Source organism: Ruegeria sp. CDSC054 (assembly GCF_059610645.1).
Map to the genome: position 1 here is coordinate 106,478 of NZ_JBXWOA010000012.1, position 26,311 is coordinate 132,788.

Consider the following 26,311-nt stretch of genomic DNA (forward strand, 5'->3'; position numbering starts at 1 on the left):
ATGGAAAAATCTCGTTCCGAACTTGGGCAGATCATCATCGGCGTCGCCCGTGACCCGCTTGGACTTATGGGCCTGATCATCGTCGGCGTAATCGTGTTCTGCGCAATCTTCGCCTATTGGATCGTTCCATATGATCCGATTGCGATGGATATCAAATCCCGCTTGCAAGGACCGTCCGCCGCACATCTGCTGGGTACAGACCAATTGGGGCGCGATACGTTTTCGCGGGTCATCGCGGGGGGGCAGGTTGCGCTCAAGGTTGCATTGCCGGCCGTGTTCGGTGCAATGGCGATTGGCCTGACATTGGGCATGATTGCCGGGTATGGGCCGAAATGGCTGGATAACCTTCTGATGTTGTTCTTCGATACCATCCGGTCCTTTCCGACGGTGATGTTCGCCTTGGCCGTTGTGGCTCTTGTCGGACCCAGTCTGCAAACTGTGGTGTTCGTGGTCATGGCAACCTCAATCCCGACCTATGGGCGCGTGGCCCGGACCCAGACGCTGACCCTGCGCAATTCTGAATTCATTCTGGCCGAGCGGTCGATGGGAGCCAGCATGGCGCGCATTCTAGGCGTGCATATGCTGCCCAATATCATCGGCGTTCTAGCTGTGCTGGCGGCGATGGATATCCCGACAGTCATCGCGCTGGAGGCGGGCCTGTCCTTTTTGGGGCTGGGTGTGAAACCCCCGACGCCCAGCTGGGGTGCTTTGCTTAAGGATGGCTATTCTCTGATCCGTCAAACGCCGTGGCTGGTGGTGGGCGGGGGTCTGCCGATCATCTTGGCAACGCTTGGTTTCACATTTCTGGGCGAAAGCCTGCGCGACGTGGTTGACCCGAAACTGAGGAAGCAGCGATGACCGAGACACTTCTGGAAATCGACCACCTCAGCGTCGATTACGAAACAGGCCGTGGTGACCTCAAAGCTCTGAGGGACATTACATTCGACGTCAACAAGGGCGAAATCGTTGGCATCGTCGGGGAATCCGGCTGCGGTAAGTCCACTCTGATCTCGTCTATCCTGCGTTTGACAGCGCCTAATACGCGGTTCCGCGAAGGAGAGATCAGGTTCAAGGGGCAAGATTTGCTGCAGGCCTCCGAACGACATATGCGCGATCTGCGCGGGGCGGACATTTCCATCGTTTTTCAGGACCCGATGCAAACGCACAATCCGGTTTTGACCATTGGGCAGCAGATGCTGGACATTCAGCACCGCTCCAAACAGTCAAAGGCGGACAAGCTGGCCCACGCGGCCAAGATGCTGGGCGCTGTTGGCATTCCTGATCCCGAGGCGCGCCTAAAGCAGTATCCGCATGAATTCTCGGGCGGGATGCGCCAACGGATCGCCATTGCAATGGCATTGATGTCCGAACCTGACCTTTTGATCGCGGATGAGCCGACGACAGCGCTGGACGCAACGTTAGAGGTGCAGATCATCGAACGCCTGCAAGAGCTGCAGCGCGAGTTTCACTGTGCCATCCTGTTTATTTCGCACCATTTGGGCGTGATCGCGGAACTCTGTGACCGGGTGGTGGTGATGTATGCTGGTGCGGTTGTCGAAAGCGGGGACGTACGTGAGATTTTTCACAACCCAAAACACCCCTACACACGCCGCCTGATCGAATGTGACCCCGGTCATATCAAAGAACGAGCGCGTGTTTTGCCGACCATTCCCGGTGAAGTGCCTGATCTGGCCAACCTACCGGGTGGCTGCATCTTCCGCGATCGTTGTGATCAAGCGATGGCACGGTGCGCCACCGAAGTTCCGCCGTTGGATCAATTGAAAGAAGGCCATCACGCCGCATGCTGGCTAAACCACGAGGAGGTCACAACATGAGCTTGCTGAACGTCGTGGACCTTAAAACTAGCTATGGCCCAGTCAATGTTTTGGCTGGTGTCAGCTTTACCGTGCAACCCGGCGAGACTTACGCGCTGGTTGGCGAAAGCGGTTCTGGCAAAACGACTGTTATTCGCGCCATTGCGGGTCTTGCGCCTGCGCAAGACGGCTCAGTCACTTTTGAGGGCCAGGAAATTCGCGGCGCGCCGGAACGTGTCATGCGTCCGCTGCGTAAAGACATGGCAATGATGTTTCAGGATCCGGTGGGAAGCCTGTCGCCGCGTCTGACAATCCGCAGCCTGATCACTGAGCCTTACCGTATTCAGGGTATGAAAGACAAAGATCTGGATGCAGAAGCCAAGCGACTGCTGGAAATGGTCAATCTGCCCACGCATTTTGCAGATCGCTATCCCTACCAGTTGTCGGGTGGGCAAGCGCGGCGAGTAGGCGTGGCCCGAGCGCTGGCGCTGGAGCCGAAATTGATCCTCGCGGATGAACCGACCGCAGGCCTCGACGTGTCGGTACAGGGTGAACTTTTGAATCTACTCAACGATCTGCGCGAACGGCTGGGTCTGGCGATGGTAATCATCACCCATAACCTCAGCGTCGTACGCCACGTGGCCGACAGAATGGGCATCATGTATCTGGGTCGGTTGGTAGAAGAAGGCACAACCGAGACGATTTTCAGCGATCCGCGCCACCCATACACCCGCTGCCTGTTAAGCGCCAACCCTGAACCCGATCCGGATGCGCGGTTGGAACGGATCGCCCTAAAAGGTGAGCCTCCCAGCCTGCTCAAACGCCCCTCTGGATGTGAATTCCGTGAACGCTGTCCTTTTGCAAAGGACATTTGCACTCAGACCCCACAATGGGAAGTGGACGGCGGCCACGGGCTGCGTTGTCTGGCGCCGTTGTCGTAGTAGGAAATCCAATGCCAAGTACACTTTTTTTCAACGGCACAATCCTGACTATGGATGCGCAGAATTCTTCGCCGGAGGCCGTTCTGACCGAAGGAGACAAGATCAAGAACGTTGGAACCGAGGCCGATCTGCGCGCTTGCATGCCTGCAGATACTCAGGAACGCAACCTGCAGGGGCGCACCCTGATGCCCGCGTTTATTGACCCGCACGGGCATTTCCCGGATCCGGGGTTCATTCGGCTGTTCCGAGTTGACTTGTCGTCGCCTCCTTTAGGGGATTGCCGGACCATGGCGCAGGCGTTGGACAGGCTTCGGGAAAAGGCCAACGCAACGCCCGAGGGTGAATGGATCATGGGGGTGTCGATTGACAATACCTCTATTTTCGAAGGTCGCATGCCGACGCGGGCCGAGTTGGACGACGTATCGCAACGTCATCCAATCTGGGTAATCCATGCCTCGGGCCACAATGGTGTGGCCAATTCTCTTGCGCTGGAAAGGCGCGGTGTAACCCGTCACACACCTGACCCAGAGGGCGGCCGCTTTGGCCGTGATCCCGAAACCGGAGCCCTAACGGGATTGATCGAAGGGTTATCGGCCATGGGCGAGATGGGCGATACCGATTTCCTGATCGACCGCGAAAGGTTCTGGCAGGGCTTTGACGCCTGCCGTGACGAATATCTGACCCATGGGGTGACCTATGCCCAAAATGCCTGGACGTCGCAAACTATGCTGGATCACTTCGCTAGCCTGCCCGCAGATCAGGATCCGGGAATTGATATCGAGCTGCTACCCGTCGGAAGTCTGGAGCCAGAGCTAAGTACCCAATGGATCGGCGCGAACTGGCCCGGCAACCCGCATTTCACACTGGGTCCGCGCAAACTGTTCACGGATGGAGCCTTTCAACTGCAGACCGCCTTTCTGTCGACCCCTTATTTCAGGCCGACGGACCCAGATCATCCTTGCGGAATGGTTTACACCTCGCAAGAGCAGCTGGATGCTGATGTCAGCAAACTCCATTGTTCGGGCTTGCAGATTCATTGCCACTGCAATGGTGATGCCGGTGCCGAGATGTTCATTAATGCGGTGGAAAAAGCGCTTCAGGCGCACCCACGCCAAGATCACCGTCATACTATCATCCACGGTCAGGCCCTGCGGGATGATCAGCTTAAGCGCATGGCCCAGCTTGGTCTTACTGTTAGTTTCTTCCCCGCTCATGTGTATTTCTGGGGGGATCGCCATTACGACTCCTTCCTTGGGCCTGAGCGGTCCGAGCGGATATCCCCGGCCGCATCAGCAGAACGGTTTGGCGTGCGATACACGATCCACAATGATGCATCGGTCACGCCAACACGTCCGATCCACCTGGCCCATTGCGCGGTAAATCGGAAAACCTCTTCAGGCCGTGTACTGGGCGAGGATCAGAAGATCAGCGTTCTGTCAGCTTTGCGTTCTCAGACCATCGATGCCGCTTGGCAGGTCTTCAAAGAAGATCAGCGTGGGTCTATCGAACCGGGTAAAGTAGCTGACTTCGTTATCCTTTCGCGTAACCCACTAATCGCTCCTGAGCACCTGACCGATACACAGGTGCTTGAAACGATCCGCAATGGTCAAATTGTCTTTGGTGTGCCGCATGCTGAACAAGTAATCGAGCGTACGAAATGACGACCGGGCGTATTGTGATCGCAGGGTTCCAGCATGAAACGAACTGCTTTGGTGTGACAAAGGCCGGTCTGCACGAGTTTGAGATGGCGGATTCCTGGCCCGGAATGTTGCGCGGCGAAAAGGTCTTGTTGGAAACCGATGGCATGAACTTACCGATCGCAGGATTTGCTGCGACCGCTAAAGCGGCTGGGTTTGAGGTTGTGCCAATTCTGTGGTGCTCAGCCGAGCCGTCCGCGCATGTCACCGATCACGCCTTTGAGACGATTTGCGGGATGCTTTTGGACGGTATTCGCGATGCAGGCCCGATCGACGGCGTCTATCTTGATCTCCATGGGGCAATGGTCACCGAAAGCCATGCTGACGGTGAAGGAGAGATTCTGCGCCGCATCCGAGAGGTTGTCGGTTCCATTGTTCCTGTAGTCGCAAGTTTGGATCTACACGCCAACGTCTCGGCTCGGATGGTGGCGCATGCGGACTACCTGTCAGTTTTTCGCACTTACCCTCATTTGGATATGGCAGAGACAGGTGCCAGGTGCGTTCCGGTATTGCAAAGATTGCTAACTGGCGGAGCCCTATACAAGGCGTTCCGGACCGTGCCTTACCTCATCCCCCTGCATGCGCAATACACTGGTTCTCCTCCTTTCGATGAAATTTATCTAACGCCGACAAGGTTGGAGCAGCAGGGAATTCTGGCGGAGATCGCTCTTGGATTCACGGCGGCGGATTTCCCCGACACCGGCCCATCGTGCATTGCTTATGCAGCCACTGCCGATAGCGCCGCCGCCGCCGCTGAAGAAATCGTCAACTTGTTTGCGGCCCGGGAAGCAGATCTTGATTGCACGATGTTGTCTTTGGAGGAGGCAGTTTCGACATGCGGTCAAAGTCGGGTAGGGCCAGTCGTTCTGGCAGATGTTCAAGATAATGCTGGGGCAGGCGGGACGTCCGACACCACTGGACTGTTGGCGGCACTGATTGAAGGCGGGGTAAAAGGCGTACTGATGGGTCTGTTCCATGATCCGGAAAGTGCAAATCAGGCCCATGTGGCAGGTGAAGGCGCGCTGGTCAATTTGGCTATCGGCGCAAAGTCTGACCTGGCTGGCAACGTTCCGGTCATGGCAGAGTTTGAAGTCCTTGCTGTGGGTGATGGCACGTGCCGCTATACCGGAGAAATGTATGGCGGCGGCGTTGCGACGCTCGGCAAGACGGCAGCACTAAGATTGGTTGGGTATGAGGCCGAGATTGACCTCGTTGTGACGAGTATTCGCAACCAATGCCTTGATCGTGCGCATTTTACCCATATAGGGCTGAATCCCACAAACTATTCAGTGATTTGCGTAAAAAGCACGACGCATTTCCGAGCAGACTTCGAATCTACTGCAAGCGATGTTTTTTCGATCTCTTCGCCAGGTGCCTTTCTCTGCGATCTCGAGAAAATCCCCTACACTTGTATCACCAGGAGGTTGCCCAGCACTCGCAGTGCGTCTTCTAGCCAACACAAAATGAAAGTCTATTGAATTCTGAACCACCCAATCTCAGTGTGTTGCTACCCTAGTTTTTGAACATAATCGCTTGGCAATGAAAGAATGAATACCAAATCCGCGCCCTCATTTTGTTGCTAATCACTGCCGCATTTCCGAGGGTTCAAATCTGGCGCTTGATTGCGGGGGTACTGTGTAACAGCGAGTGGTGTCCCAAGCGGCACTTTTTACAAGTGTGCGGGTATTCACGGGCTCTCTGGACGCTTCCTGCAAATTCCCTGATTGGGGGTGGAGGAAGTTTTGATGACGAACGTAGAACGGGACATCAAACGTAATCTGTGAGTGCTTCGACATGCCGAGAAGATCGGCAAGGTGTCACATGCTTGTCATATTTGTGCGCTAGTCAAAAATTGAAAAAGAGAAAACATAGGAGGCTCCGATGACCTCTCTCAATACTCAGCTATGGGAGCTGATTAAGACGCATAAAATGCCTGATGATGCTGCGGGCAAGCCATTCATTGAACAACTTATGGCCGAAAACCGCATCTCTCGCGATACCGCCAATGTGGCTATCGCCGAATATCAAAAGTTCATGTATCTTTGTGCCATGCGACCAGAGCGTAACGTCCCCTCAAGCGCGGTCGATTTTGTTTGGCATTTGCACATGCAACACAGCCGCGACTATTGGGATGTCTTTTGCAAGAAGCTGGGCAAAACAGTACACCACAACCCCGGCAGTCAAGGGCCCCAACATCTGGATGACTATAAAGCCACAGTCAAAGCCTATTCGAACCTGTTTGGAACACCCCCAAAAGGGATTTGGAAGCGGAAAGACAGAGTTGGTACTTTCACAATGCTGATCTTCTTGCTGGTGTTCATTTGCATCGGTGCTAGTTCCATTGTTCAAAGTGGCGATCTTTTGTTTGGAGTGCTTTGGCTAAGCGTACCGCTTGTCTGTTTTGCGATCACCCTCAATTGCCTGACCTCCAGAAGTGAGCTGACGCTGATTTTTGAAAGTGATGACCCTTTTGCCGACAAAGATGCAGGTGACTGTGCTTCGGGCGACGGTGGTGGCTGCGGCGATTGAGCCGCCAGTCGTTCATTCTGGCTACGGTTGCTCTGGGCCGTATCACGGTCGTAGGACGGCAATTTCGTCCTTGATCGGATTGACCCAAAATCGCGACCCCATACCTCCGCTGCCATGCAGCCGCCGCCTATTGCGGCATATCAACGTCAAAACTCGCTAAACTTAGAGTGCAAAGCAATCGGTCGGACGGGCCTCGTTTCATTAAAATAGCGGGCTGTATCGTCTACAAAACAACCGATCTTGACGACTGGCTAAACGCTCATGCGGTAGGTGCATCATGAGCGATTCAGAAAACTGTGACGGCCCGAAATAACCCCAAGGTAATTTCGAAAAAATTCCAGCCGTGCAAAACCGCTAAAAAATGCAAAGCAAGTCAAGCGCCAAGGATGTCTTCGCCCAAGCCGAGCAGGTTCGTGCGGAACGCGCTAAGTCCGGCGACAGACCCTCCATCATCCGGCAACCGTCGCCAATACCGGTTCTCACCAAGACAAAGGTGTGGTTCCGCGTTCACCATGACGGCGTCTTCCCGGGTATCCCGGTTTTCATAGACCCTACCAGCGAGGATATGGAACGGATGCCGTACTACCTGACACTCGATATTGCGGACGAGTTGGAAGGTTCAGGCGGCCTGCAATTCATGACTGGCTATCTAATCTGTACCGCTAACATGAAGCTCCAACTCCTGCTGGTTAAAGAGGCGGACATCGACGGAAACATGCACTCGGCTACAGAAGCCAAGCATGAAGCCTGTGTTGACGGCCAAGGCCAATGGGTCCGCATGACTTGGGGCCGCGATGCAGGCCAGTACGACGTGCATATTGCAGAGTTTCAACGCAAGAAACCACGCTGGCCGGAAGATGTGGAACTAGTATCAATCATGCGGTTGGCGTTCCGAAAGGCCCTGATTGTCGACATTGGCCACCCGGTTCTGAAAGCCTGGCGCTGGGAGAAGTGAAGACGGTGTACCTACCCCTACGCCCGATCTCGGTCGACTTCGAGTTCATCCCGATGGATGACGGCACCATGCGTGTGATCTGTCTTGTGGCAAAGGACCTGTGGACCGGGGAAGTCACGAGTCGGTTCGGAGACGAACTGGGCCAAAAGGCCCCGTTCCCGACCGGTCCAAACAGCCTAGTGGTGGCCTACTTCGCTGCCGCCGAGATCGAGGCGTTCTGGGCATTGGGGTGGGACCTGCCCGTCAACGTCATCGACCTGTATGCCGAGCGCATGCGCCTTACGAACGGCCTGCCAACCACTGAGATGCATGGGGGCAAGGCAATGCTATTCGACAATAGTGGTGCGGCCCGCAGGCTCAGCCGAGGACACGGTGTTGTCTAATAGGGTTGCCCGAGGGGGAAGGCAGCGTCTTACCCCTGACGGCCAGAGGCGTTTGGCTTGTCCAAATCCCGCTGGCCCCAAAACAACTGCGGCGGAGCTGGCTGCGCCGTTACTTTTTGTGCCAGAACACGTTGCTTTTCTAAAGAATGGGCGGAAAGCGGCCATTCGCTACGGGTGCAATCTGATCGATCAGGCTGTCCAATAGCTGACCTTCGGTATTTGCCTTCAGCGCTTACGTCGAGAGATAAAGGAAAAATCCCCGAGCCTTTAACCATCTATTCGTTTATTCGTACGAGTTCTAGGAACAGGCTAACAAGCGCGCTGAAACAGTTACGGATTTAGCGACACATGTGGGAACAGGGTGCGAGTGCAAGTAACGCGCCTAGGATGATTGCCTAAAGCCGGGTGTACGGATGCGGATGGTGAATAACCCTGGTCCAGATTTCCGAGTCGAAGCGACCATAGCGTGCCACTGGAATGCTCGCCGGGGCAGACTGGATTTTGTCAACTCACCGAAGCGCCGGGATGGCGGCGTGAACGTCGGAACACAGTACGTTTAACGTTTCAAACAAGTCACCTGAGAGGTCGTTCGACTTTTTTGTTGCCGAAACCGGTTTCGGAGCGAACAAGTAGTAGGATGACAACGAATCCCAATCTGCAAAATCGCCAATCTCAGTCTAGGAACCCCTCACCGCCACGGCGGGTGAAACTCGACGAATTGGCGGATCATCTCGGGCTTTCAAAGAGCACGGTATCGCGCGCATTGAACGGGTATTCAGACATCTCAGAAGTCACGCGAAAGAGAGTTGAGGTCACGGCAAGAAAGATGGGCTATCGCCCGCTCAGTCACGCGCAGGCTATTCGAACAGGAAAAGTTCGCGCTATTGCGATGGTCATCAACAGCGAAGAACCGGACCAGCACAACCCGTTTCTTCAGGATTTTCTGGCAGGCGCTTGCGAAGCAGCCAGTGCGTCGGACTGGACAATGACAATTTCCACGGCAAAGTCCGGGAAAGATATGCTCAATGTGTTGGGACGTCTTGTCGAAGAACGCAAGGCAGATGGTTTCATTTTGCCCCGGACCGAAGTGGACGACGCGCGGGTAAAGTACCTCAAAGAATTGCAGGTCCCATTTATCCTATACGGGCGGACAGAATACGGCCAATCGGATCCTATGGATGATATGTCATGGTTTGATATATCCGGTGAGACGGCAATCCGGAATGCGGTCGTTCGCTTGGTCAGCTTTGGCCATAGCCGTATCGGTTATGTCGGCAGTGATCCGAAGTTCAACTACAGCCACCTGCGCCGCGACGGGTATCTCGAAGGTCAAAAAGTTGCGGGTTTGCGGGATGATCCCGAATTGATCCGAGAAGGTGCCCGGACACGCGAAGAAGGGGCGATCGAAGCGCGGGCGCTGTTAAATTTGGAACACCCGCCAACCGCGATCGTGTTTGCGACCGACTTAGCTGCTTTAGGGTGTTATCCAGTTTGCGCTGAGCTTGGTCTTGAAATCGGAAAAGACGTTTCAATCCTTGGATATGACGGCATTCCCGAATGCCAATACGTCAATCCAGGACTGACGACCTTTAGTGTGGACTCGCAGCGTGCTGGTGAGCGTCTTGCTACGTTGCTCATACGCCAGACCAGAGGTGAAGAACCAAAAAATCTACGCGAAATCAGAGAAGCAGTTCTTATTGAACGGAAATCTGACGGGCCACCAAGGCTGACGCCTGAAGAGCTGGCGCAAAAAATACGAAATTCCAATGATCATAACCGGGGAGGAGACCGCCTATGAAACATTCACCAAATGCATCTCGATTGCTGCTTGGAACATCACTCGCGATTGTCTTGACGGCGGTATCTGCGCAAGCAGATACAATTCGCTTTTGGACGACCGAGGAACAGCCTGAACGCTTGGCGAAGCAGCAGGAAATGGCGGATCAATTTAAAGCCGAAACTGGCACCACAGTTGAGGTCATCCCGGTAACCGAAACAGACCTGGGCACTCGTGCCACTGCTGCCTTCGCGGCCGGAGATTTGCCGGACGTGGTCTACCATCCGCTGCAATACGCCTTGCCTTGGGCAGAAGCGGGTATTCTGGACACCGAAGCCGCAACCGAAGTGATCGAAGAATTGGGGGCCGATACCTTCGCGCCCGGTGCGCTGACTATGGCAGCCTTCAACGATGAAACCGCATCCGTGCCGGTCGATGGCTGGACTCAAATGGTCGTCTATCGCAAGGACCTGTTCGACGAAGCCGGACTGGATGCCCCGAGTTCGTTTGCCAACGTGTTGGCTGCTTTGGAGAAACTGCACAACCCGCCAGAAATGTACGGATTTGTTGCCGCGACCAAAGTTGATGAGAACTTCATGAGCCAGGTTCTGGAACATGTGTTCCTTGCCAACGGCGTAAGCCCTGTGGGTCCCGACGGCTTCCAACCGCTGGACGAAGTCAAAACCACCGAGGTTTTGGATTTCTACAAGGCGATCTCGAAAGCGTCGCCCCCCGGTGAGCTGTATTGGAAGCAGTCCCGCGAGCTGTACTTCGATGGCAAGGCCGCAATGATCATCTGGTCGCCGTTCATTTTGGACGAGCTGGCCGGTCTGCGTGACAGCGCCCCGCCGACCATTTCCGACGACCCGACGTCGAGCGAGCTGGCGACAAAGACGGGTATCGTCACTAATTTCTCCGGCCCATCCAACCCAGACGGTGCTGCCTGGGGTGACGTGCGGTATTTCGGGATCACCAGTGATGCCGATACCGACGCTGCGATGGACTTTGTGAAGTTCGCGATGGATGACGGTTATACGCAAACTCTGGCCATCGCACCCGAAGGCAAGTTTCCGGTACGTCGCGGAAATGCTGACAATCCAACAGCTTTTGCCGACGCTTGGGCGGAACTGCCGGTAGGTGTGGATCGCAAAGCACCTTTGGGTAAACTGTACGATCAGGCCATGATTGATGAGATCGTCGGAGGTTTGGATGTCGCGCAGCGCTGGGGTGTAACCGACGGGCAGCTCTCTTTGGCGTCGAAGATGATCAACTCTCAGGCCATCAACCGTGTCGTTCGTCAATATATCGACGATGAGATTGACGCTGCTGCCGCAGTCGCAGCCATGAACGAAGAGCTTGCCAAGGTTCAGTAAAACTCTGTCTCAACCGGCAACTGCAGCGGCATTTTCGCCGCTGCACCCAACCCTCTGAGGTCTCTTATGTCTTCGGCCACCCCACCGACCGGAACCGGGGCTCTTGCCAAGCGCGAAGCGCGCCTGGCCTGGGCATTGCTGGCTCCGACCGTGATAAGCGTGTCTCTTGTTGTGATCCTGCCGCTGCTGGCGATCATCTGGATCAGCTTCAAGCCTTTTACCCTGTCCGACCTGCGCCCACCTGCGCCGGTTGTCCGAGAAAGCTTGCGTGGATCGGGCGATGATCTGCGGATCGAGTATCGCCTTCGCAATTCCAGTCAGGAGATTGCTATTGGCGGCGTCACTCTGAGTGATGTGCTGCCTGAGGGCATGACACCCACTGATGAAATCGCGGAACCGTGTGTGCTGGACGGGCAAGACCTGTTCTGCGATTTTGGTATCTTGGATGGCGGCCAACGCGAGAGAATTCGTATTCCGGTAACCGTTGACGGCGACCCTGACGCGTTCGAAGAGTTGGTCGAAGGGTCGGAACCTGGTGTCACAGGCAGCGGCCCCAATGTGCTGACAAACCTCGAATTCAGCCTGGAAAACTACGCCCGTGTCTTCGATGGGTCAGAGTTCTGGGGCGTGCTTTGGGTGACGCTGTTCTACACCGTCTTCGGAACCATCGGGGCATTGGTCATGGGGTTGTTCGCGGCCCTGCTGCTTAACAAAAGTTTCCGCGGCCAAGGGTTCATACGCGGTCTCTACCTGTTCCCGTATGTCGCTCCGGTGATCGCAGTGGCGTTCACTTGGGTTACATTGTTTGATCCGTTCTCAGGCTCAGCCAATGCACTGTTGGTTCAAATGGGGCTGAGCAGTGAACCGATCAACTTTTTCGGCGAACGCCCCTTGGCGCTGATCATGGTGACAGTGTTCGAAATCTGGCGCTACTTCCCGCTGTCTTTCCTGTTCATTCTGGCGCGAATGCAATCCATCGACAGCAGCATGTACGAGGCGGCGGATATGGACGGGGCCTCGCCGTTCCAGAAGTTCTGGCTGCTGAGCATCCCACAACTGTTGGGCATTCTGTCAGTGCTGTTCCTTCTGCGCTTCATTTGGACGTTCAACAAATTCGACGACATCTTCTTGCTGACCGGCGGCAATGCGGGCACCCGCACGCTGACTGTGAATGTCTATGAACAAGCCTTTGCGATCTCGAACATCGGTGCAGGGGCGGCGGTGGCCGTGGTGATCCTGATGTGCCTGATTGCCTTCAGCTTTGTCTTCTTCCGCTTCATCAGCCGAGAGGAGGGTCTGTGATGCGAAAAGGGTATGTTACCGGCCCGGTTCTGGGCGCGCTCTGGATGGTGGTGATCGCAACCACCGCCGCCATCACCATGTCGTTCTCAACAGGCGACGCATTCCGGCCGCAGGTCTTGCTGAGCCTGATATGGGGCGCGTTGGCGGGTCTCGTCTATGTCCGGTTCCCGCTACAGCGCGCGCCCGCGCGTCTGGGCATCTCAGCACTGTTGGGCCTGTCCAGCCTCACCGGACTTGGCCCGGTTCTGATCGGCTCTGACACATCAATGCAGGCCGTGCTGGTGACTGTGATCGGTATTGCCGTCGTGATGCATCTGTCGATGGCGGCGATTCTGAAGGAAACACCGATCGGTGAGCTCACCCGCCATGAATACGAGGACGCGGTGATCCGGTTCTGCACCGGTTTCGGCTATATCTTTTTCACGGCGATCGTGATCATCCCCTTCTACGTGATGGTGATGACCAGCCTGAAATCCCAGCAAGCATTGTTGCAGAACCCGCTGGATTTCTCGGTGGACCTAACCCAGGGAACCGCCCTGTTCCGCAGCTACACTGAATTGTTCCGCGACTTCAATTTCGGCACCTATCTTTGGACGTCTTTCTATGTTTCGGTGCTGACCGTGTTCATCACGCTACTGTTCAGCGTACCCGGTGCCTACGCCGTGGCTCGTTTCCGGTTTCAGGGGCAAAAGGCGTTCTCTCGCTCGATCCTGCTTATTTACATGGTGCCGATGATCGTTCTGGCGCTGCCGATCTATATTGCATTCTCGCTGACTGGTCTGCGCAATTCGATCCTAGGCATCGTTATGATCTACCCGGTCACGACAATCCCCGTCGCGCTTTACATGCTGCAAGGTTACTTCCGTGGCCTGCCGATCGAGGTGGAAGAGGCAGGCCTGATGGACGGCCTGTCCCGTCTGGCAGTGATCTGGAAGATCACCCTGCCGCTGAGCTTGCCAGCGCTGGCGTCGGTCTCGCTCTATGTCTTCATGATTGCCTGGAACGAGTTCCTGCTGGCCTTCATGCTTCTGGACGACCCGTCGAAATTCACCCTGACCCGAGGGGTCACGATGCTGAACTCCTCAGAAATTCCCCGTCAGCACCTGATGGCCGGTGCGGTGATCGCCACCGTTCCGATCATGGCGCTGTTCCTGGGGCTTGAACGTTTCATGACCAAAGGCCTCACAGCGGGGTCCGTCAAAGGATGACCGAGATGAACCAACACACAAACCCAGACCGCGAGGCGCGCAATATCCTGATCGCCAATGATCGCGGCGGTTACACGATCCCAACAGAAGGGCTGTACCCATACCAATGGAACTGGGACAGCGCGATTACTGCGCTTGGATTTGCCCAGTTCGACCTTGACCGCGCCTGGGCCGAGATCGAGACGCTGTTTACCGGACAATGGGACAACGGCATGGTGCCGCACATCCTGTTCCACCAGCAAGACGAGGGGTATTTTCCCGGTCCTGATGTCTGGGGCTGCAACGGTCCAATCCCCTCCTCGGGCATTATCCAACCACCCATTGCGGCCACGATGGCGCGCAAAATCTGGGAACAGGATACTTCGTTTGGAGACGCGCGGATGAAGGCGCTATTCCCCAAGCTGCTGGCTTGGCACCACTGGATCATGAAATGGCGATTGGATGAATTCGGGGCTGTTTGCACAACACACCCTTGGGAAGCGGGTCGCGACAACGCGCCTGACTGGGACAACTCTATGGTGCGCATGGATGCGTCAGATGTGGGAGAATATCAACGCCGCGATACCAGCCATGTAAACAGCGAGGACCGCCCGACAAAGTTCGACTATGACCGATACATCAAGCTGGTACAGATCGGTCGAAATGCTGGGTGGGATCAGCAGGAACTGCTGTCGCTGAACCCGTTCCGTGTCGCCGATCCGACGATGACCTTCACCACATTACGGGCCGCGCGGGACTTGTTGGTGATCAGTGAGCAGCTTGACCTGGCAGCTGAAGGCTTAAGCGCGGATATCGAAATGCTGGAAGTTGGTGCTCGCTCACTTTGGAACGAAGAGGTGGGCAGCTTTGACGCGCGCGACGCACATACCGGCGAGATGGCAGGCAGCGTATCGAATGCGTCTTACCTGTGCTGGTATGCCGGTATTGAATCAGGCAAGATGCTGAAACGTTTGAAAACCACGCTGGAAACCGTGCCCTATCCGGTTCCAAGCTATGATCCAGAAATGCCGAAATTCGACTCGCGCCGCTATTGGCGCGGGCCCACTTGGGCCTTCATGAACATGATGATTGGCTTCGGGTTGCAGGATCTGGGTCACACCGAGCAAGCAGATCAGTTGCGCAAAAAAACCGGAGATCTGATCTCGGGCTTCGGTTTCGCAGAATACTTCGATCCAATAACCGGGAGCCCGGCTGGCGGTAAGGCGTTCTCTTGGACGGCAGCGGTTTGGCTTCACTGGGCAGGGAGGGCCTGATGGGTAGCATCGAACTAAAATCAGTCGAAAAATGGTTCGGCTCGGCCCAGGTCATCAAAGGCGTGGACCTCAAGATCGAGGAGGGCGAGTTCATCGTCTTCGTCGGCCCATCGGGCTGCGGTAAATCCACTTTGTTGCGCATGATCGGCGGGCTCGAGGATATCTCGCGCGGGTCGCTGCAGATCAATGACAGCGATGTCACGGATCACCCGCCCTCAAAGCGCGGCCTGACGATGGTGTTCCAATCCTACGCGCTGTATCCACATCTGACAGTCGCCGAGAACATGGGGTTCTCTTTGAAGGTTGCCGGTGTTCCCAAGGCGGAAATCACCGAACAGGTCAACCGCGCAGCAGAGGTTCTCAAGCTTGGACCGTTCCTGGAACGCAGACCAAAAGACCTTTCTGGTGGTCAGCGGCAACGGGTGGCTATCGGCCGATCCATCGTCCGCGATCCCACCGCTTTCCTGTTTGACGAGCCGCTTTCCAACCTTGACGCCGCCCTGCGAGTCGAGATGAGGTATGAGATCGCCAAGCTGCACCAAAGCCTCAAGCGCACGATGATCTACGTGACGCACGACCAGGTCGAAGCGATGACATTGGCCGACCGCATCGTGGTTTTAGAATACGGCAAGATCGCTCAGGTCGGTACGCCGCGCGAACTCTATGAACGCCCTGCGAACCTGTTCGTGGCCCAGTTTATCGGAAGTCCAAAGATGAATATCCTGCCCTGCACGACCGACGGTGATAGTTTCCAACTTGAGCACGGCCGCAGCGGCCCGTTTTCACGATCTGCAGCCGCCACAAAGCTTGGCATCCGCCCCGAACACATTCAGGTGGCTGCTGCGGGCGAAGGTCAAACTGACGGCGTCATCGAGGTGATCGAATACCTGGGTGCAGATACTTTCCTGATTGTGGATTGTGGAGGCGAAGACAAGGCCACAGTCCGTCTGAACGGCGATACGGACCTTACACCGGGCACCCAGATTGGTCTGCACTTCCCAACCGACAATCTGCATTTTTTTGATAAAGACGGGCAGGCTCTGGGGCTTGGATAGCTGAACGCACCGGTACCTATTACACATTCTTGGCCTTTGACGCTCGAGAACACAGGGAGTGCACAGCCGAACCTGAAGAACTGAAGCCGAAGCCACCCCTTTCAAAGCGGGTTGCTGTTGTCAGCCCAAATCGAGGGACCTACTCGGATGTCGGTGTTGCGGGTTCTTCGAAGATCCGAGCGAGGCCGCGTCAGAAGAAGAGGCCGAAAAGCTGAGCCAAGACCCTGATTGGTCCTGTCACAATATTATTGGCAAGCCCTGTTCTTAACGTTGGAGATGGGTCAATTCTCAATCACGCACAAGGTGGCCGCCATCGACATCCAGAATTGAGCCACTTAAAAACCCGTTTTTCATAGCCATGACCACGGCTTGTGCAATACTCTCTGCCTGGCCGACCCGTCCTACGGGCAGGCGGTCACCTGTCTGTGCATACATGACTTCACGTGCATCTTCCGCCATTGCGGCGTAGGCTTCGGTTGCGACCATGCCGGGGCTGATGCAATTGACCCGCGCCCGACCAGCCAACTCCAGCGCCAGCCCTTTCGCCAGGGCTTCGACCGCCGCGTTAACTGCGCCCAAGCCCGTGGCCCCGGCGGATGGGCGGCGGCTGAGCACGCCCGAAAAGAACGTGATGGAGCCGCCTTTGACCAACATGGGCAACACTTCTCGCGCGGCAACATATCTGGCGCGGTGAAGTGATGGTTCGTTGGTCCGCAGATGCGGGGCCCACTCAACTATAGGTCGCTTCACATATCGCCTATTCAGGGACGTTCGCGGTTTGTTGCTCAGGAGTGTTCATCTATAGGTTGCGTGCGCTTCGATTATTGGCAGATACCCGCGCTGCCTTCCAAGATTTCTGCCTTATGCCCACAACCAGATTTTAAGTTAAATTGACCCAAGCCGCATTCCTTGAAGAACTTTGCACGCATGCAGCCACAAATTTAACACCATTGAGTCCGTCATGAACTGTTGGATAAACAACCGACACGTCAGGTGAAATCCCATTTCGGAAGGCTTGGATCGCCTCTGCTGCCTCTCCATAGATATTCGCGAACCCCTCAAGGTATCCCTCGGGATGTCCCGGAGGAACTCTACTCAACCGATTGGCTGCGTCACCAGCTCCAGCTCCATTTCGGGTGATCAAACGCTTGGGTTCGTTGTATGGCGTGAACCAAAGATAATTGGGATCTTCCTGAGACCACTCAAACCCACCTTTTTCGCCGTAGACGCGCAAACGAAGTGCGTTTTCATTGCCGGGAGCCACCTGAGAAGACCACAGCATACCACGCGCTCCGCCTTCAAAGCGAAGCAAGACGTGCGCGTTATCATCGACTTTGCGCCCCGGCACAAAGGCCTGCAAGTCCGCCGCGAGGCTTTCCGCTTTCAGCCCGGTTACAAAGCAAGCGAGGTTGTAAGCATGGGTTCCGATGTCACCGGTTGAACCACCCGCGCCCGAGCGTTCTGGATCGGTTCGCCACTCAGCCTGTTTGAAATCCTGCTGCTCGGTCAGCCAGTCCTGCGGGTACTCAACCTGAACAACGCGGATCTTGCCAATATCTCCGTTAGCGACCATTTCACGTGCCTGCCGAACCAGCGGATAGCCCGTGTAATTGTGGGTCAAAATGAATAAAGCATTCGCGCTTTCTGCTGCTTTGACCAGTTTCTTTGCGTCGGCAAGGGTCGAGGTGAGTGGCTTGTCACAAATTACATGAATACCGCGTTTCAGGAACTCACGTGCGGCTGCATAGTGAACGTGATTTGGCGTGACGATTGAGACCGCCTCGATCCCAGATTTCAACCGGGCTTCCCTGATCGCCATTTGTTTGAAGTCTTCATAGACCCGTTCGAGCCCTAATGCATGACCACTTTCAAGAGATTTCTCTGGCGTCGAAGACAAAGCACCGGCAACCAAATCAAACTTGTCGTCCAATCGCGCCGCTATTCGATGAACGCCGCCTATGAAGGCGTCGTTCCCGCCGCCAACCATGCCAAGTCGAATGCGGCCCGAAGTTTCTTCATTGCGTCCTGTGACCATCACTCAATCCCCAGCATTTTACGATTGGCTGCTTCGTCTGCGCCACCATCAGCGAAATCATCAAAGGCTTTCTCGGTCACACGGATAATGTGATCTGACACAAACTGAGCGCCTTCACGCGCTCCATCGTCGGGGTGTTTGAGACAGCATTCCCATTCGACCACAGCCCAGCCATCAAAGTCATTCGCGGCCATTTTTGAGAAGACCGCCCCGAAATCTACCTGGCCATCACCAAGCGACCGGAAGCGCCCGGCACGATCGACCCAGCTTTGATACCCGGAATAAACACCCTGGCGGCCGGTCGGGTTAAACTCGGCATCTTTGACATGGAACATCCGGATCCGATCTTTGTAGATGTCGATATTGTCCAGATAGTCGAGGCATTGCAGCACGTAGTGCGACGGGTCGTACAACATGCAAGCGCGTGGGTGATTTCCTGTCCGTTCGAGAAACATCTCGTACGTCACGCCGTCGTGGAGGTCCTCACCTGGGTGAATTTCATAACAGACGTCAACGCCGCATTCCTCGGCGTGATCCAGTATTGGCACCCAACGACGAGCAAGCTCCTCAAATGCCGTTTCGATCAAGCCTGCAGGGCGCTGCGGCCAAGGATAGACATAAGGCCATGCCAATGCGCCTGAGAATGTCGCATGCGCTGAAATACCCAAGTTTTTCGAAGCAGATAGCGCTTTTTTGACTTGGTCTACCGCCCATTCTTGCCGGGCTTTCGGGTTTCCCCTGACGCTTTCGGCTGCAAAACCATCAAACGCGCTGTCATAGGCCGGGTGAACGGCCACAAGTTGGCCCTGAAGGTGGGTTGAAAGTTCAGTGACTTCGATGCCATTTTCCTTGGCTATGCCTTTAAAATCATCGCAATAACTGGCGCTGGACGAGGCTTGTTCCAGATCGAACAACCGGCCGTCCCAACTAGGAACCTGAACGCCCTTGTATCCACAGTCCGCCGCCCATTTAGTGATCGCGTCCCACGAATTGAACGGCGCTTCGTCCCCCGCGAATTGCGCAAGAAACAAAGCTGGACCTTTGATTTTCTTCATAAAATTTCCTCCCCAAAACCTAAGCCTCTATGGCGGTAAATTTTCCTTCAGATAGATGTCGATACGGATACGTTCCTGTGCTTTGTTGAACGGAACTTTGTCCGAAGTTGCGCGCAATAGACGGACGGCAGAGCGAACAATGTGCCCGGTGTCTTGCGAGATTAAGGCGTCAAATGTGCCAAGCCTAAGCGCCTCACGACTGAGCGGAGTAAGCTCATGAGCTATGATCACCAGATCTTTGCTGAGTTTGTTCTCTGAAAGAAATTGAATGAGGCCCGCATTGCCCGCTGCTGACGAGTATATTCCGACCAGATCCGGATAGGTTTCAAAGATTTCGGGCATCATCCTGTAAATCAGATCCGGGTCATCCCGGCCCTCGACAGACGCTACGACTTTGAGGTGCGGAAATTCCTCAGCCACAACAAGGTCAAAGCCTTGACGACGCTCCAGGTGGTCACGCGCCAAACGGGATCCTGTAAGAACCAAGACCTTGCCTTCGCGATGGACAAATCTTCCCATCAGCTGAGCTGCGGTTCGTCCTGCCGAAACGTTATCAATTCCGACAAAGTGGTCTCGCTCAGAACTTGGCAAGTCAGACACCAAGGCAACAACCGGAACGCCTTTTTCCCTGAGCCTTTTTACAGCGTCGCGGACAGAAGGGGTCTCGGGCCCGAAAACGGCGACTCCGTCAACGTCCAAACTGTCGACAGCATCCAAAATATTGACGATATCTTGCGGCTCGAACGGAGCGACGTTCTTTACTGCAATGCGCGTCCGTTGGATAAATTGGTCACGTGTTTGTTCAGCGATCTGACTGCTTATTGCCTCCACAAACTCGTTGTCCGTGTCTGGTAAAACAAAGAGGAAATTATAGACGCGGTTTCGCGCCAGGTTGGCTGCGGCGGTGTCGCGCACATACCCCAGCTCATCAATCGCCTTCTGTACTTTCTGTACAGTCACTGCTCGCACGCCGGGGCGCCTGTTCAAGACCCGATCAACGGTCGCCAGGCTGACACCCGCCACGCGAGCGATGTCATTGACGGTTGGCTTTTTCACCAATTTTAGTTTTTGTTTTTGATCTTCCACGTGTTCCTCAGCCCTCAATCTCCCGTGCTAAGCCTTCAAACAACAATGCAACAGCTTCAGCGCCGGGATCGTTATGTCCAACTAGGTTTTCTTCGGGAACATAGGCCGCGCGGCCCGCCTTCGCACGGCGAATATTTGCGGTGTTGTTCGCGCCTTCGCGGGCAGCCTCGGCTGCATGCGTCAGACTAGATGGTAGTGCGGCAAGTGCTGGTGCCAGTGCGTCAATCATTGTCCTGTCACCGACCTTGGCACCCCCAACCTGGCTGACGCGATTCAGGCCTACGACCAAAGACTTCGGTATCGAAGCCCCGCTCGCACAGGCATCGCCAGCTGCGTTGAAGAAAATTGCGAGTATAACGCCGGAAGAACCACCCATTGTCTGGCTCAACTCATTGCCTAGTGCCGGAAACAGTTGCGTCAGATCAGCAAGCGGCATGCGGTCAAGGCTACCTTGCAATGCTCTTGCGGCAGTGGCGAGTGTGCTTCCCGTATCGCCATCTCCGGATTTCGCGTCCAACTCGTTCAGGTTCTTCTCTGCGTTGATGAGAAGTTCAGACAAACGAGCGATCGTTTCCCTTGTGGCAGGGTTGTTCGAAGGAATTGGATCGATCGGGGTCAGGCCATCAGGCAAGGGCGCTACTTTTATCGGGTCGATGGAATTGACGCCGGGCCAAGCCGCCAGATCAACAGGAGCCTCGAGTGCCGATAAATCGTCCTGATCTACAGGCAGAATGGAAACAGAAAACCCGTGCATATCCAGCGATGTCATCATTGGTGCCGGGCCGATGATATGGTGGGCGATACCTGTTTCAGACAGGGCATGCGTGAGGACAGCCATTTCTAGCGGTGTTGTGGACCCAAGGTTGTTGACCAGCGCCACACGATCCCCGGATCCCATCCTTTGCTTTAGCTTCTCCACCACTGTGGACATGGCCGATACGGCATTCGAGAATTCGACTTGCTGTACACCGGGTTCACCGTGGATGCCCAAGCCAAGCTCTGCTTTGCCGGGCGCAATCCTGTCCTCTTTCGGAGACCCAGGAACGGTACAGGTGTCCAGGCTCATACCGATGCTCACGACCTTGGCTATGATGCGTCTTGCTGCGGCGGTGACGGTGTCGAGATCAGCACCACTTTCGGCAAGCGCTCCGGCTATTTTGTGCACGAACAATGTACCTGCCACGCCACGTGGTTGCGGAAGGTCGGGCAGGGCGATGTCATCATCAACTACGACCATCTCTACTTTGCGGCCCAACGCACGGGCGCGTTCGGCCGCCAGTCCAAAGTTCAATCGATCACCGGTGTAATTTTTGACAATAAGCAGGCACCCAGCCTCGCCCGTAACCGCAAGAATGCCAGCCAAAACCGCCTCGACCGATGGCGAGGCGAACACTTCTCCGCAGATTGCTGCCGTGAGCATACCGGCGCCGACAAACCCTGCGTGGGCAGGTTCGTGACCAGACCCGCCGCCGGAAACCAAGGCGACTTTCGACTTTTCCCAATCCGACCTGTAGACAACCTTGATGTGCGGGTATCCATCCAATCGGGTAAGCCGTCCTCCTGATGACGCGAGAAGACCGTCTATGGCCTCTGTCACCAGTGTTTCTTTTGTGTTGAGGAACTTGGCCATGCTTTTGCTCCTTAATTCACTCGCGCGCCGGACGCGTCAAAATACAATGGGTTGTGTGGGCGGATTTTTATAAGTTTTCCAGATGGATAGTCCTGATGGACATCAATCAAGGTCACAACCGTGTGACCGTTTAAGTCCAGGTGCAGTCGTGTTTGATCCCCCAGGTGTTCGGCACGTATCACACGCGCTTCGCTGCCTTCGCCTTCGATGATGTTTTCTGGGCGAAGACCAATCTGCGGGCCTTTGTGGTCGCCTCTGAACAACTCGGACGGCAGGATGTTGATCCGTGGCAGACCCAACCGGCTGGCGACATATACACTGCCGGGGTCTTCATAAATGTCCCGGGGTGTCCCGTATTGAACCAACTTGCCGTTTTCCAAAACGCCGATATGGGTCGCCATTGTCATCGCTTCGACCTGATCATGGGTCACGTAGAGCAAGGTCGATCCCAGATCTGCCTGAATTCTTTTCAATTCGACCCGCAAATCCGCCCGCAGCTTGGCGTCCAAAGAACTGAGGGGTTCATCCATCAGAAATATCTGGGGGTCACGCACTAGCGCCCGCCCGATTGACACCCGCTGCATTTCGCCGCCGGACAGTTCGGTGGCTTTGTTGTCCAGCTTGTGTGGGATCTGGAGGATTTCGGCGACTTCGTTGACCTTCCTCGCGATCTCATCCTCTGGCGTCTTCAGGATCGGAGAACGCAAAGGGAAAGACAGGTTTTCACGCACTGTCATATGCGGGTACAGCGAGTATTGCTGGAAGACCATCGCCACATCGCGCTGGGCGGGTGTATCTATTCCAACGTCACGCCCGCCAATGCGCACTGTTCCTGAATCCAGTTTCTCAAGTCCGGATATCAATCTCAGTGTTGTTGTTTTTCCCGCGCCGGTCGGGCCCAACAGCACCACAAAGGCACCGTTGGGGATCGTCATTGAGATATCATCCACCGCTTTAAGATTGCCGAATGATTTTGAGATACTCTCCAAAACGATTTCAGCCATTGCTCAGCACCTCGTCGTTCAGAGCGGACCTCAACGCGCGTCCGGTAGATTTTTCAAAAAGGGTTACTGCGGGTGAGCGGAACTCCAATCCCACGGTCTCGCCAGGGCTAACGACTTCGCGTGCATCAATTCGGGCTTTCAGCTCACCGTTCGGGCTTTGCAATGTCACTATCTGGGTGGTTCCCAAATATTCTGCGGCCAGGACCTTGGCCCGGTAGGCGCTTGCATCCGATAGAAAAACATGCTCGGGGCGGACACCAAAAACCAAGTCACCTTCAGCCCCTTCCATCAGTTTGGGAACAGGTTCGTCATGCCCGTTCAGGCCAACCATTTCAGTGCCAGGTTCGACCTTTCCCTGAAATGGCAAGAAGTTCATCGAAGGAGACCCGATAAAGTTAGCTACAAACATCGTAGCGGGTTTGTCGTAAATCTCCTGAGGCGTGCCGAATTGCTCGATCACAGCATTGTTCATCACTACGATTTTGTCGCCCATTTGCATGGCTTCCAACTGGTCATGTGTAACGTAAACAGTGGTCGCACCCATACGGTCATGAAGCGCGCGCAGTTCTTCGGCCATGTGTTCACGAAACTCTGCATCAAGTGCACCAAGAGGTTCGTCCATCATGAATGCCTTGGGGTCACGAACAATCGCGCGCCCGAGCGCAACCCGTTGTCTATCTCCTCCCGAAAGCCCTCCGACGGGGTTGTCAAGAATGTCTGTTATCCCCAGAATTCCGGCGACTTCTTTTATCTTGGCTTTGACCGCGGCACGTGGCATCCCCTGCGAAATCAACGGATAGCTGATATTCTTACGCACGTTCATATGCGGGTACAGCGCGAACATCTGGAACACGAAGGCAATGTCTCGCTCTGAGGGTGGCCGCTGGCTGATTTCTTCACCGTCAAGGTAGATTTCACCCGACGTTGGAAGTTCCAAACCTGCGATCATCCGCAGAGTCGTCGTCTTTCCGCAACCGGATGGCCCCAGCAGCATGAAGAACTCACCATCCTCAATCGTGAACGAGCTTTCGCGTACAGCCGTGAAATCGCCGAACATCTTTTTTACGTTTTTGACTATGATCTGGGCCATTTCTACTCCGGGAAGTGGCTGACGATGATGAACATAACGGTTCCGATCAGCGTTACGATGAAAGAGTAGGTGAAAGCCCAAAGGACAAAGGGCTGCATCAGCATGAAGACACCCAGTGCGATAAGGATGGTTGCGACCATTTCCCATGGGCCGCGGCGAAGCCGCATCAATCCGGTAAGAAACTCGCTCATTTGCGTACGGCTCCGAATGTGATCCCACGCAGCAGGTGTTTGCGCATCAGGATGGTGAAAATCATAACCGGGATCAGGAAGATCGTTGCTCCAGCCGCCACAGCAGGCCAGTCCAGACCGCCGATACCGATAATGGTTGGGATGAAGGGCGGCGCGGTCTGCGCATTTGCTGAGGTAAGCAGTACGGCAAATGCATATTCATTCCATGCAAAGATGAGGCAGAAAATCGCCGTTGAGGCAATCCCGGTGGCGGCTTGCGGCAGCACCACTTTGTAGAAAGCCTGAAACCGTGTGTAGCCGTCGATCAGAGCAGCTTCTTCGTACTCTCTGGGGATTTCATCTATGAATCCTTTCAGCAACCACACTGCCAGAGAGATGTTCACGCCCGTGTACAGCAGGATCATTCCCAAGTGCGTATCGCTGAGCCCAAGATTTCTGAACATCAGGAAGATTGGGATGGCGACAGCAACCGGGGGCATCATTCTTGTACTGAGGATGAAGAACAGAAGGTCGTCTTTAAGCGGGACCTTGAACCTACTGAAGGCATAGGCCGCCAAAGTGCCAAGAAAAATACTCAGGAACGTTGATCCAAACCCGATGATGACTGAGTTCATAAAGCGCTCACCGAACTTGGATGGTCCAACGATCACCATGTCGTATTGGCGTACGATCTCATCGGCCCAATTCTGCGGTGGGTTGGCTTCCAGAAACTCCTGCGTTTGTCGCGTGCGTGTGGTGAAAAGGTTGACATAGCCTTCAAGCGTTGGGTCAAAGACCACTTTGGGCGGGTAGCTGATCGCATCGGCCGGGGACTTGAAGCCAGTCAGCAAAATCCAAACAAGTGGGATCATCGTGATCAGCGCATAAGTGATGACCAAGAAGCCCGCGATCCACTTGGACCGGTTCGAGGGTTCGGTGACGGAAAAGCTGCTCATCTCTGTTTCACCTTGTTCAGGGCTTTTACGTAGATCGACGCAAGGCCGAACACGGTGACGAAAAGGATGATCGCATAGGCCGAGGCATAGCCCGTACGCCACTTCTCAAACGCCTCCCGCTTGAGATTGATTGAGGTGAGTTCCGTTACAGAACCCGGTCCTCCACCAGTGAGCTGAACCACTAAGTCGAACATCTTAAAGTTTTCGATCCCACGAAACAGCACCGCGAGCATCAGAAATGGCAGCACCATCGGGATAGTAATCGTGAAGAACTGCCGCAGCTTGCTGGCCCGGTCGATCTCGGCAGCTTCGTAAATATAGTCGGGAATGCTGCGCAGCCCGGCCAGACAGATCAGCATCACGAAGGGCGTCCACATCCAGGTGTCAACGATAACGATCGCCCACGGGGCTAGGGTCACTGAGCCAAGCATCTCAAAGCTCGAGGGTTCTTTGCCGGTGAACCACGACACGATGTAGTTGAACAGGCCGATTTGAGGCTGATACAGGAACTTCCAGAAGTTTCCGACGACTGCAGGTGACAACATCATCGGCAATACGATAATCGTAGTCCAAAGATCGTTGCCCTTGAATTTCTTGTTGATCAACCAAGCTAGCGTGAACCCGATTAACACCTGAAAAAAGATTGTCCAAAACAGGAAATGCGCCGTCGCTTGCATGTTCAGCCAGGTGTCTGAGTCGGTCAGGATACGCTCGTAATTCCTGAGCCCAACATCTTTGACTTCACGCCCAATCCGGTTGGCCTTGTAGTTGGTAAAGCTCAGCTGAATGGTCCAGATCAACGGGAAGATATTGATCGCCAGCAGTAGAAATATCGTTGGGGAGATGAATATCCAGGCGATCGCGCGGTCGGATAAGCCCCTGATTTTTCGCGCAACTCGCTTGGGCGTTGCCTGCGCAACGCGATCTACGGTCCTGTCAGACATCTCTTTGCCAGTTCTTGTTGGTTTACGACTCACGGGAGAAGGTGGAGCGGGTTC

The 26,311-nt window shown here is 55.0% G+C and carries 24 protein-coding genes; 14 read left to right on the top strand and 10 right to left on the bottom strand.

The annotated features are described in order from the left end of the window. The 14 genes from AC2FGC_RS19170 (at position 1) to AC2FGC_RS19235 (ending at position 16,287) form a co-directional block, all read left to right on the top strand. Positions 1 to 858 (top strand): ABC transporter permease, encoded by an 858-nt coding sequence (locus AC2FGC_RS19170; RefSeq protein ID WP_496725606.1) that lies wholly within the window; start codon positions 1 to 3, stop codon positions 856 to 858. Beyond that, positions 855 to 1,835 (top strand): ABC transporter ATP-binding protein, encoded by a 981-nt coding sequence (locus AC2FGC_RS19175; protein WP_496725605.1) that lies wholly within the window; start codon positions 855 to 857, stop codon positions 1,833 to 1,835. The genes AC2FGC_RS19170 and AC2FGC_RS19175 overlap by 4 nt, the downstream gene beginning before the upstream one ends. Then, positions 1,832 to 2,755, top strand: coding sequence for an oligopeptide/dipeptide ABC transporter ATP-binding protein (locus tag AC2FGC_RS19180; protein ID WP_496725604.1), 924 nt, complete (start codon positions 1,832 to 1,834; stop codon positions 2,753 to 2,755). Before AC2FGC_RS19175 ends, AC2FGC_RS19180 begins: the two co-directional genes overlap by 4 nt. Before the next feature lie 11 nt (positions 2,756 to 2,766). Then, entirely contained in the window at positions 2,767 to 4,416 is a 1,650-nt protein-coding gene (locus AC2FGC_RS19185) for an amidohydrolase (RefSeq protein ID WP_496725603.1), read from the top strand. Then, on the top strand, positions 4,413 to 5,930 hold the full coding sequence (locus tag AC2FGC_RS19190) for a M81 family metallopeptidase (RefSeq protein ID WP_496725602.1): 1,518 nt from the start codon (positions 4,413 to 4,415) through the stop codon (positions 5,928 to 5,930). The genes AC2FGC_RS19185 and AC2FGC_RS19190 overlap by 4 nt, the downstream gene beginning before the upstream one ends. Positions 5,931 to 6,333: 403 nt before the next feature. Further along, positions 6,334 to 6,981 carry a glycine-rich domain-containing protein gene (locus AC2FGC_RS19195; protein WP_496725601.1) on the top strand — a complete coding sequence of 216 codons (648 nt, stop codon included), beginning with the start codon at positions 6,334 to 6,336 and terminating at the stop codon, positions 6,979 to 6,981. Positions 6,982 to 7,342: 361 nt separating this feature from the next. Then, positions 7,343 to 7,936 carry a hypothetical protein gene (locus AC2FGC_RS19200; protein WP_496725600.1) on the top strand — a complete coding sequence of 198 codons (594 nt, stop codon included), beginning with the start codon at positions 7,343 to 7,345 and terminating at the stop codon, positions 7,934 to 7,936. Between the two features lie 5 nt (positions 7,937 to 7,941). Beyond that, entirely contained in the window at positions 7,942 to 8,319 is a 378-nt protein-coding gene (locus AC2FGC_RS19205; RefSeq protein ID WP_496725599.1) for a hypothetical protein, read from the top strand. A 703-nt stretch (positions 8,320 to 9,022) separates the two neighbouring features. Next, positions 9,023 to 10,117: a LacI family DNA-binding transcriptional regulator gene (locus AC2FGC_RS19210; protein ID WP_496725598.1), complete on the top strand. Its 1,095-nt coding sequence runs from the start codon at positions 9,023 to 9,025 to the stop codon at positions 10,115 to 10,117. Next, positions 10,114 to 11,469 carry an ABC transporter substrate-binding protein gene (locus tag AC2FGC_RS19215; protein ID WP_496725597.1) on the top strand — a complete coding sequence of 452 codons (1,356 nt, stop codon included), beginning with the start codon at positions 10,114 to 10,116 and terminating at the stop codon, positions 11,467 to 11,469. The genes AC2FGC_RS19210 and AC2FGC_RS19215 overlap by 4 nt, the downstream gene beginning before the upstream one ends. Before the next feature lie 66 nt (positions 11,470 to 11,535). Then, entirely contained in the window at positions 11,536 to 12,771 is a 1,236-nt protein-coding gene (locus AC2FGC_RS19220) for a carbohydrate ABC transporter permease (RefSeq protein WP_496725596.1), read from the top strand. Next, entirely contained in the window at positions 12,771 to 13,979 is a 1,209-nt protein-coding gene (locus tag AC2FGC_RS19225) for a carbohydrate ABC transporter permease (protein ID WP_496725595.1), read from the top strand. Before AC2FGC_RS19220 ends, AC2FGC_RS19225 begins: the two co-directional genes overlap by 1 nt. Positions 13,980 to 13,984: 5 nt before the next feature. Beyond that, complete coding sequence (locus AC2FGC_RS19230) at positions 13,985 to 15,232, top strand: MGH1-like glycoside hydrolase domain-containing protein (RefSeq protein WP_496725594.1); 1,248 nt, start codon at positions 13,985 to 13,987, stop codon at positions 15,230 to 15,232. Next, positions 15,232 to 16,287, top strand: a complete 1,056-nt coding sequence (locus AC2FGC_RS19235; RefSeq protein ID WP_496725593.1) for an ABC transporter ATP-binding protein — start codon at positions 15,232 to 15,234, stop codon at positions 16,285 to 16,287. Before AC2FGC_RS19230 ends, AC2FGC_RS19235 begins: the two co-directional genes overlap by 1 nt. 288 nt (positions 16,288 to 16,575) lie before the next feature. On the opposite strand, the gene AC2FGC_RS19240 is transcribed toward AC2FGC_RS19235, so the two are convergent. The 10 genes from AC2FGC_RS19240 to AC2FGC_RS19285 form a co-directional block, all read right to left on the bottom strand. Then, on the bottom strand, positions 16,576 to 17,037 hold the full coding sequence (locus AC2FGC_RS19240) for an SDR family oxidoreductase (RefSeq protein WP_496783180.1): 462 nt from the start codon (positions 17,035 to 17,037) through the stop codon (positions 16,576 to 16,578). A 130-nt stretch (positions 17,038 to 17,167) separates the two neighbouring features. Then, positions 17,168 to 18,322, bottom strand: coding sequence for a Gfo/Idh/MocA family protein (locus AC2FGC_RS19245; protein ID WP_496725591.1), 1,155 nt, complete (start codon positions 18,320 to 18,322; stop codon positions 17,168 to 17,170). After that, positions 18,322 to 19,377, bottom strand: coding sequence for a sugar phosphate isomerase/epimerase family protein (locus tag AC2FGC_RS19250; RefSeq protein ID WP_496725590.1), 1,056 nt, complete (start codon positions 19,375 to 19,377; stop codon positions 18,322 to 18,324). The genes AC2FGC_RS19245 and AC2FGC_RS19250 overlap by 1 nt, the downstream gene beginning before the upstream one ends. 27 nt (positions 19,378 to 19,404) lie before the next feature. Beyond that, entirely contained in the window at positions 19,405 to 20,463 is a 1,059-nt protein-coding gene (locus tag AC2FGC_RS19255) for a LacI family DNA-binding transcriptional regulator (RefSeq protein WP_496779803.1), read from the bottom strand. A 7-nt stretch (positions 20,464 to 20,470) separates the two neighbouring features. Then, complete coding sequence (locus tag AC2FGC_RS19260; protein ID WP_496725588.1) at positions 20,471 to 22,093, bottom strand: dihydroxyacetone kinase subunit DhaK; 1,623 nt, start codon at positions 22,091 to 22,093, stop codon at positions 20,471 to 20,473. An 11-nt stretch (positions 22,094 to 22,104) separates the two neighbouring features. Next, the gene (locus AC2FGC_RS19265; RefSeq protein WP_496725587.1) at positions 22,105 to 23,097 is read right to left on the bottom strand and encodes an ABC transporter ATP-binding protein; all 993 of its coding nucleotides are present in this window, start codon (positions 23,095 to 23,097) and stop codon (positions 22,105 to 22,107) included. After that, positions 23,090 to 24,187: an ABC transporter ATP-binding protein gene (locus AC2FGC_RS19270; RefSeq protein ID WP_496725586.1), complete on the bottom strand. Its 1,098-nt coding sequence runs from the start codon at positions 24,185 to 24,187 to the stop codon at positions 23,090 to 23,092. Before AC2FGC_RS19270 ends, AC2FGC_RS19265 begins: the two co-directional genes overlap by 8 nt. Positions 24,188 to 24,189: 2 nt before the next feature. Next, the gene (locus AC2FGC_RS19275) at positions 24,190 to 24,378 is read right to left on the bottom strand and encodes a hypothetical protein (RefSeq protein ID WP_058274732.1); all 189 of its coding nucleotides are present in this window, start codon (positions 24,376 to 24,378) and stop codon (positions 24,190 to 24,192) included. Then, positions 24,375 to 25,313, bottom strand: coding sequence for a carbohydrate ABC transporter permease (locus AC2FGC_RS19280; RefSeq protein WP_010442361.1), 939 nt, complete (start codon positions 25,311 to 25,313; stop codon positions 24,375 to 24,377). The genes AC2FGC_RS19275 and AC2FGC_RS19280 overlap by 4 nt, the downstream gene beginning before the upstream one ends. After that, the gene (locus tag AC2FGC_RS19285) at positions 25,310 to 26,257 is read right to left on the bottom strand and encodes a carbohydrate ABC transporter permease (protein ID WP_496725585.1); all 948 of its coding nucleotides are present in this window, start codon (positions 26,255 to 26,257) and stop codon (positions 25,310 to 25,312) included. The genes AC2FGC_RS19280 and AC2FGC_RS19285 overlap by 4 nt, the downstream gene beginning before the upstream one ends. Positions 26,258 to 26,311 lie beyond the last annotated feature (54 nt).

Coding starts and splice junctions, on each gene's coding strand:
- AC2FGC_RS19170 (WP_496725606.1), top strand. CDS start 1: ATGGAAAAATCTCGTTCCGAACTTGGGCAGATCATCATCGGCGTCGCC.
- AC2FGC_RS19250 (WP_496725590.1), bottom strand. CDS start 19,377: ATGAAGAAAATCAAAGGTCCAGCTTTGTTTCTTGCGCAATTCGCGGGG.
- AC2FGC_RS19195 (WP_496725601.1), top strand. CDS start 6,334: ATGACCTCTCTCAATACTCAGCTATGGGAGCTGATTAAGACGCATAAA.
- AC2FGC_RS19270 (WP_496725586.1), bottom strand. CDS start 24,187: ATGGCCCAGATCATAGTCAAAAACGTAAAAAAGATGTTCGGCGATTTC.
- AC2FGC_RS19275 (WP_058274732.1), bottom strand. CDS start 24,378: ATGAGCGAGTTTCTTACCGGATTGATGCGGCTTCGCCGCGGCCCATGG.
- AC2FGC_RS19180 (WP_496725604.1), top strand. CDS start 1,832: ATGAGCTTGCTGAACGTCGTGGACCTTAAAACTAGCTATGGCCCAGTC.
- AC2FGC_RS19230 (WP_496725594.1), top strand. CDS start 13,985: ATGAACCAACACACAAACCCAGACCGCGAGGCGCGCAATATCCTGATC.
- AC2FGC_RS19235 (WP_496725593.1), top strand. CDS start 15,232: ATGGGTAGCATCGAACTAAAATCAGTCGAAAAATGGTTCGGCTCGGCC.
- AC2FGC_RS19215 (WP_496725597.1), top strand. CDS start 10,114: ATGAAACATTCACCAAATGCATCTCGATTGCTGCTTGGAACATCACTC.
- AC2FGC_RS19220 (WP_496725596.1), top strand. CDS start 11,536: ATGTCTTCGGCCACCCCACCGACCGGAACCGGGGCTCTTGCCAAGCGC.
- AC2FGC_RS19190 (WP_496725602.1), top strand. CDS start 4,413: ATGACGACCGGGCGTATTGTGATCGCAGGGTTCCAGCATGAAACGAAC.
- AC2FGC_RS19245 (WP_496725591.1), bottom strand. CDS start 18,322: ATGGTCACAGGACGCAATGAAGAAACTTCGGGCCGCATTCGACTTGGC.
- AC2FGC_RS19225 (WP_496725595.1), top strand. CDS start 12,771: ATGCGAAAAGGGTATGTTACCGGCCCGGTTCTGGGCGCGCTCTGGATG.
- AC2FGC_RS19200 (WP_496725600.1), top strand. CDS start 7,343: ATGCAAAGCAAGTCAAGCGCCAAGGATGTCTTCGCCCAAGCCGAGCAG.
- AC2FGC_RS19260 (WP_496725588.1), bottom strand. CDS start 22,093: ATGGCCAAGTTCCTCAACACAAAAGAAACACTGGTGACAGAGGCCATA.
- AC2FGC_RS19280 (WP_010442361.1), bottom strand. CDS start 25,313: ATGAGCAGCTTTTCCGTCACCGAACCCTCGAACCGGTCCAAGTGGATC.
- AC2FGC_RS19285 (WP_496725585.1), bottom strand. CDS start 26,257: ATGTCTGACAGGACCGTAGATCGCGTTGCGCAGGCAACGCCCAAGCGA.
- AC2FGC_RS19265 (WP_496725587.1), bottom strand. CDS start 23,097: ATGGCTGAAATCGTTTTGGAGAGTATCTCAAAATCATTCGGCAATCTT.
- AC2FGC_RS19185 (WP_496725603.1), top strand. CDS start 2,767: ATGCCAAGTACACTTTTTTTCAACGGCACAATCCTGACTATGGATGCG.
- AC2FGC_RS19175 (WP_496725605.1), top strand. CDS start 855: ATGACCGAGACACTTCTGGAAATCGACCACCTCAGCGTCGATTACGAA.